This window comes from Yoonia sp., from assembly GCF_017854415.1.
Lineage (GTDB): Bacteria > Pseudomonadota > Alphaproteobacteria > Rhodobacterales > Rhodobacteraceae > Yoonia.
Genome location: NZ_JAFMHR010000147.1, coordinates 1 through 6,821 on the forward strand (window position 1 = coordinate 1; position 6,821 = coordinate 6,821).

The 6,821-nt window shown below is 52.9% G+C and carries 5 protein-coding genes; all 5 read right to left on the reverse strand.

The genetic code is table 11. The annotated features are described in order from the left end of the window. Positions 1 to 192 precede the first annotated feature (192 nt). Positions 193 to 648, reverse strand: a complete 456-nt coding sequence (locus tag QZ197_RS13785) for an ankyrin repeat domain-containing protein (RefSeq protein WP_296432699.1) — start codon at positions 646 to 648, stop codon at positions 193 to 195. A gap of 48 nt (positions 649 to 696) precedes the next feature. Beyond that, positions 697 to 1,533, reverse strand: coding sequence for an outer membrane beta-barrel protein (locus tag QZ197_RS13790; protein WP_296432702.1), 837 nt, complete (start codon positions 1,531 to 1,533; stop codon positions 697 to 699). Positions 1,534 to 1,619: 86 nt separating this feature from the next. After that, complete coding sequence (locus QZ197_RS13795) at positions 1,620 to 2,456, reverse strand: hypothetical protein (protein WP_296432704.1); 837 nt, start codon at positions 2,454 to 2,456, stop codon at positions 1,620 to 1,622. A 76-nt stretch (positions 2,457 to 2,532) separates the two neighbouring features. Next, on the reverse strand, positions 2,533 to 3,306 hold the full coding sequence (locus QZ197_RS13800) for a hypothetical protein (protein ID WP_296432707.1): 774 nt from the start codon (positions 3,304 to 3,306) through the stop codon (positions 2,533 to 2,535). Between the two features lie 791 nt (positions 3,307 to 4,097). Continuing rightward, positions 4,098 to 5,402: a ferredoxin reductase family protein gene (locus tag QZ197_RS13805; RefSeq protein ID WP_296432710.1), complete on the reverse strand. Its 1,305-nt coding sequence runs from the start codon at positions 5,400 to 5,402 to the stop codon at positions 4,098 to 4,100. Positions 5,403 to 6,821: the final 1,419 nt, after the last annotated feature.

The following is a 6,821-nucleotide window of genomic DNA, read 5'->3' on the forward strand; positions in this document are numbered from 1 at the left end:
CACACGGCATCTCGCAAGAAATTGAGAACGTTCAGTTAGTTTTGAATCAGACTCTTAGACATTTCTGCCGTCGCCGAGGCTCACTGCCCTTGAATTGAACTCAAGCTCGGCGATCGCGCGCGACGATAATCTGCCCGCATGGCCGACCGAACAAGCTACTAGCAAACTCCAGCGCAACACATAAACCAGCCTTCATTTAGCACCAGCAGCAATCAACACCTCCATGACCGCAAGGTTCTTGGAAACTAACGTTGCCTGATACAGCGGGGTCTGTCCCCACACATCCCTCGCGTTGACATCAGCGCCAGCATTAATCAGCGCCGCAAAGATCACAGGGTTTTCGTTAATAAGGGCCGCCCAATGGAGCGGGGTTCGCGCGGCCTTATCGCGCGCCCCGGCATCAGCACCAGCAGCGATCAGCACCTCAATGACAGCTGGGTCTTGGGCACCCAAAGCCGCCAAATGCAGCGCGGTTCCGCCATCCTCATCCGTCATGGTGACGTCTGCGCCAGCAGCAATGCAACCGGCCACGTCTTCAACAGATGCCGTGACAAAGAATTGATACGTCGTCCAGTTCCGACAATCCGTCGGCTGAGCACAAGACAATAAGCTGGTAAGTGCTGCGGCAACGCAAATGGTGCGAAACATTTTATCCTCAAATAGAGCTAAGTCGATTTGCTTTCGTAATGCCCGTGATCAAAAGCGCTGAAGGGGAACGCGGATCGCAAGGCTGATAACCTGGTCAGTGTGATCAAGCGTAAACCCCTGCCGCGCGGATGATCTCGTATCTCCGATTGGATCAACCCCGCCAGAAACGCTTCCATAGTCATAATAGCGATATGCCGCCTCAAGGATGACTGGCCATTTCCCTGGCCGCGTGAGTTGCAGCGATGCGCCAAGGCCAACCGACCATGCAAGATCGGTACTGGTTGCACCTTCAAAGGTGCGAACGGTGGGACCTTCAGTTTCGTTGTCTTCATTCTTGGTACGGGTCCATGACCCCATTTCATTGCGCGCAAAGCCGAGGCCCGCGACAACAAATGGCTGTAGAACCGCGTTTGATCCGCGCGCTTCCAACGGTGCATAAAACACGTTGCCCATCAGCCCGCTACTCTCGATGGATGTATCTGTAATGTCGGCGTGTTCGCTACATGGAGATGGGTCCTCCACGACACCGATGCAGGGCGCGGTTAATCCAATCGTACCCGTCGAGAAAAGCGAGACATCGGCGCGGAACCCGTTTTGCCAATCATAGCCGATAGCTGCCCCGCCAAAACCGCGCCAATCATCGTTGGGAATGGGGCCAAAGTTGATCCGCGGATCGTCTTCCCCCGGAGGCAGCCAGTATGCGTCAGACAGGTCGTGACGAGCGCCCCCGAGTTCGAAACGGACATAGGGGCCATAGGTAACACTCGCCACATTCTGCCCGAACGCCACATCAGTCGTCTGAGCAAGCCCTGCGCTTGGCGCTGCAAAGGCCAGACAGCCGACAGAGGTCGTCAATGCGACGGCAAAAGACTTAAAAATATGCACTTTTCTGCTCTCCTTGGGTTTTCTAGATCAATCCATCGTACCGAGATATTCCATCCTAACAACGGACTGCAGCATTTTCCTGTTCTTCAGCCATGTCCGGCTAAAATTGCGGCGCGAATACGCTCTGCATTTGTCGCGAGTGCCTCAGCATCTTCCTTCGACATTGGTCGCGCCAATATCGCTGTCAATGCCAAGACCGTATTCGTTGTGATCGGAATGTTTTTGTCCGACGCAGAGCCTAAGAATACCGCCATCAAGGTGTCCTTGTTGGTGTTTATCTCTTCTGTGGTCAGGACCGATGGACCGTCGAGTGCTTCGCGCAACAGCGCAAGGTTCTGCAAGGGCGAATCGATAAAGTCCACCTGTTCCCAGTTCAGCGAAAGCTCCGTGATCATCTCTTCCAGATCGCGGCTATAAAAGGTCAGAACCTCCGGCGTCATGCTGCCCACTGCCTCCGCATAGGCGCGGTCCAGAACGTGATCCGGTGAACGTGCCACATTCAACCGTCCAAGTTCGACCTCGGGGATACCTTCCTGCGCCCAAACTGGGCGACCGGATTCCCCCCCAGAGCCCTGTTGACCCGAGCCGCCACCACCTTGGCCTTGTTGACCCTGGCCTTGGCCCTCTTCGCCATTCTTCGGGCCGCCTTGGCCACCCTCATGGTCGCTGTGATCCTCGGTGTCGGTCTCATGGTCACTTGATGTGTGGTCGTCACCACCTGATGTGTGGTCATCACCACTGCCCTGTCCGCCGGGGCCCTTTGGGCCGCCGGTATGGGTTGTGTCGCCGTCTTCATGCCCATCGGCCAAAGCAAAGCTGCTGAGACTTGGTGTCATGACGAGACCAAGCCCAATCGTGATAGCGAGCGCCGATATAGAGAGTTTGGGGGCCTTGCCCCAAGCAAGGTTGTGCCGGATCAGCATTGCGAACCTCCTGTAGGAATTTGCCAAATGAAGTGGCTGCCCGCAGGTGGGAGAACCTGCGGGCAGCGTGGTGCGTTCAGCCGTGACCGGCAAGAACGGCGATGCGAACTGCTTCAGCGTCCTTAGCCAAATCCTCTGCATCGTCACCCGTAATTGGGTAACCTAGGATGGTTGTAACGGCGATAACGGTCTCGGTTGTGATGGGCACTGTCTTGTCAGAGGCGACCCCAAGAAATACAGCCATCAACACATCAGTGTCGTTGTTTACTTCCAACTGGCTATCACCATCCTCAAGGATGTCCTTCATCAGAGCGAGGTTCTGAAGGGGCGAATCATAGATTGTCAGATTGTCCCAATTCAGGCTGAGCTCACTCAGGATGGATACATCGGCATTTTCCAATGGCAGACTGTAGAAGTCTTCCATTGTCACTGCATCCCAAGTCGAAAGTGCTTCTTCGAGCGATCTTTCGAGGACCTGATCGGGCGAACGTGCAACGCTGAGGCGCCCCAGTTCCACTTCAGGGATACCTTCTTGTGCCCAAGCGGGCTTGCCACCACCGGAACTGGTGTCGGAAGGTCCGCCTGATTGCCCCCCTGTGCCGTCGGAATCCGCAGACGGCCCACCTTGACCCGAGCCAGATCCGCCTTGATTGCCTTGGCCAGATTGAGCACCTTGGCTACCCTGTCCCTGACCACCTTGATTGCCTTGGCCTTGAGCTTGGCCACCAGAACCGTCCTCCTGTGCGAACGCTGCCATTGACGTGCCAGAGAAGCTGCTGGCGGCAACCCCTGTGAGCAATACGGCCGCTGTGAGTGCAACAGAGGATTTCATTGTTTTCATCAAGCGCATTATTCTCTCCTAAACTTATTTTGAGACTTAAGTTGACCAGCTCAGGGGGGGGGGCATTGATATATGTCCAAATCATAAATGTTTTTTGTTGCGGCGATGGAATATCTCATTTGATGTGTTTGTCAGAGTTGTTGGTCGGGTCGTTATTCGCAAGATCGACGATGTATAAGATGCGCAGAAATGACTCCGCTTATTCCATCTGAAGGATGAGTGCTCACCCGGTGCCATCTGTGCCTATCCACTTCCTTTGCCACTGCAGCAAACGTCCGCAATCCGCCCCTTTCTTCCAAAATGCGCCTGCAGTAGCGCCGGTAAGTTTCGGCCCATACCGGCCATTGACCAAGCGTCAATATTGCTGCGGTGCGGCCCGTCAGACCGGACTTTCGCCGCAACCGCGAAATCGAGTGATGTCTGAATTCACACAATGCGGACATTCCCGACCTTCGAGCAATGTGTAACAACGAGCGCAAACGCGGCCTTGCCGGACATTGGTCGTTTCACAAACGCTGCGTTGCGGCTACTCCGAAGCGGCCATTTATGCTGGCGCATCGGCGCCGTATTTTTCGCAATTTTTGAAATGGACAAGCAGTTGCGTCTGATCCTCACCGGCCGCAACGAATATTAAGTAGTCTTTAAGTGGTGCAACATTTGCGACACAATCGAGGCCAAAGGACAACTGTAAAGGCATGATTTAGCGCAGGGCAAAGGCTAGAATTATCAAGCATAGAATGATGTTCAGAACCCAGACCGTCAAAGAAACCCGCCGCCGCAGACTCATATGCTTGAATGGATTAGTCATAGTCGAACCGCTCCGACAGTATACAATGCGAGGGCGTACCCCTCTCAATCAGATGATTTTCAACAGTATCCATCATGATCGCGGGTCCGCACATGACAAAGACCCATTCGCTGAACTCTTTTGGTGAAAAAACGCGATCTATCAGTGCAGCATCGATGAAGCCTGTCTCTCCGTGCCAGTTTTCTGGCGGTTCTGACAGGACATAGACCACGTCCTGTGTTCCCAATTCGTCACGATAGGCAATCTGATCATCCATCCGGTTTCCATAGATCAACCTCACCTTGCGCGGATCGTTGGCAAGGCGCATTTCTCTGAGGATGCCGAGTAGCGGCGCTAGCCCCACACCACCTGCAATCAGAGCGACCCCAGGTTCGGTGCGGTCATCAACAGACAGATTGCCATAAGGGCCATCAAGATAAGCGACCGCATCGGAGTCAATCTGGCCAATGGTTCGTGTAAAGTCGCCAAGCTCTTTTATCATGAACGATATTTCCGGTCCGCCCCCAGGTGCGGAGCAAATGGAGAATGGGTTTTCTTTCATCGAGAATGAGCTGTGCCCCACATTCAACCAGACGAATTGCCCAGCATTATAGTCAAGACCACGATGACCATCGGGTTTCACGGTCACTTCCCATTGTTTTGGCGTCAATCGAGTCACTGAGGTCACCCGCCACGCATGCGCTTTGTCCAGAACAGGCGCTAGCAGGTAAACATGAAGTAGCGATCCTACTGCAACACCTGTCATTGTTAGCCAAATCCAGGTCATCACAGGCTGTGATCCATATCGTCCCGCATAGACAGTGTGATGCAACAGAAGCAACGCGATCAAGAGCGCGCCGATCCCGTGCATCAGGCGCCAAGTTTCGTATTTGTAGTCCAGTTGAGTGCGTCCGATTGCCAGAAGAACAAGACTTGGAAGAAGCAGATAGGCGGCAATGCCTGTAGACAAAGCAGAAAAGTCAGTAGTGATTGTTAGTTGTCGCGTGGGGTCCCAAGGGCGCTGACCTCCGGAAGGCGTACCTTGGTAGAGGAAGGGGTGTAGCAAGGCAAAACCCAGTGCCGTGCGCGCCATGACCTGATGAAACCGCATGGTTACATCCATGCCAACGTCTTTCGAAATACCCTTGAAGCGACCAGACAAGACGAATTCCATAAGAACCATTGAGAACGCAAGAATGCCAAGACCGGATGCGAGTTCTTGGTGGAACGGTCGTGGTGGTGCTCCGGTCAACCAGGACAAAATCAACGGCAATGTAACAGCGAACAGGTATGCGATAATTAAAAGAAGCGGTTTCATTTATCCAGCCTATTTCACTTCATATGTTTGGTCAATTTTGCGTTCTCCTGTGGTGTTGTTTACTAAAGGACTATCGAATCCAAAAACTGAGGTCGCTCCCACAGTTTTGAACAGCGCAACTAAATCGCGCGGAGCATCTGCACGCAGCACGTCGGATCGGGCCGCCTCTGGGTCCGCGAATACGACTGTGTTTGGCGGCGTCGCGACAGGTGGCATATGGGCCGGCACTTTGGGGCTTTTCTATTTCCCGCACAAAACCGAACCTTCGCTGCGACACAGAACATCGGTACAACGGGCTCTCTGCTGTCACTAGGTCGTACGCAGCATTCCTGAGGTCGATCACCAAATGAACGGCAGCTTTCGCAGGGCCGCCCGAGAATCTGAGCGCGCGCAGCTAATGTCTGGTTTCCGCCCTCTGTGTCAGATGCTGCGCCGGCGAATGCAGAACGTACAACCTGCTACGATGGGCTGACTGCACTTATCTGCTCAGGTCTGATGAGGTCGCCATACAGCGCTGCCAACGCCGCAGCCATGCGGCGAAAATTGTAGACGCTACCTCGAAATTGACCGCATCTCGGCACCGGATTTTGTCACAGTTTTTGCTTTGCTTAAGAATGGAGCGACCAAAACAGGCAATTCCTGACCCGTCTGCAGACGGCCGCAGAGGCGCTACTGATCGGATTAGCCCTTCATAAAAGGGCCCCTAATCGGATTAGCGATTCATAAAAACACCATTTCATAACGCTTTTTGGCCTCAAAATCGGTCAAATATGGATAAAATCTCTTAAAAACAACGTTGTAACACTTTTTGGCGCTTTTTCCGGCTGTGACATTTTTTGTAACAGTTTAAGTGTCTGATTTTAAACAACAATAGTATATATATCTGTTTTGTAACACTAAATATATATAAGTGTTTACGTGTGCACGCCCGCACGCAGGCACACACACGCCCGCAGGCACACATACGAGACATATATTTGGCGTGACAAAGCGAAAAACGTTACAGCGCGATGAGTGTGCAACGCAGGAATTAAAAACTGTGCGATGCTCGAGTGCCTTGTTTTTATGGTAAAAATGGTGCCCAGGGGCGGAATCGAACCACCGACACGAGGATTTTAAAGACTTGTGTTTGAAATAGGCTATTGAAAGTAAAGGATAAATTGGCGCGAAAACGTGGTGTGCGAAAAACTGTATGATAGCGATAATGTAGGGCAGGTAGGGCAAACGCTGGGTACAACACAGTAACCTAAAACACTGTGTTCTAACAGAGTGTTAGTAGTACAGTTGCTAAAACCAGTTCGGCTCAGTGTTGCGCGGAAGCGGACGTTCAGTTCCACCTGCTTAGATGACTGCATTGCGGACGAGGACGAAACCGCTCTCGCGGTATTGGCGCTTGTGGCCGGTGTTTTGCACAGATTG

Excerpts from the sequence above, each read along its gene's own strand:
- QZ197_RS13785 (WP_296432699.1), bottom strand. The coding sequence starts at position 648 with ATGTTTCGCACCATTTGCGTTGCCGCAGCACTTACCAGCTTATTGTCT.
- QZ197_RS13795 (WP_296432704.1), bottom strand. The coding sequence starts at position 2,456 with ATGCTGATCCGGCACAACCTTGCTTGGGGCAAGGCCCCCAAACTCTCT.
- QZ197_RS13800 (WP_296432707.1), bottom strand. The coding sequence starts at position 3,306 with ATGCGCTTGATGAAAACAATGAAATCCTCTGTTGCACTCACAGCGGCC.
- QZ197_RS13805 (WP_296432710.1), bottom strand. The coding sequence starts at position 5,402 with ATGAAACCGCTTCTTTTAATTATCGCATACCTGTTCGCTGTTACATTG.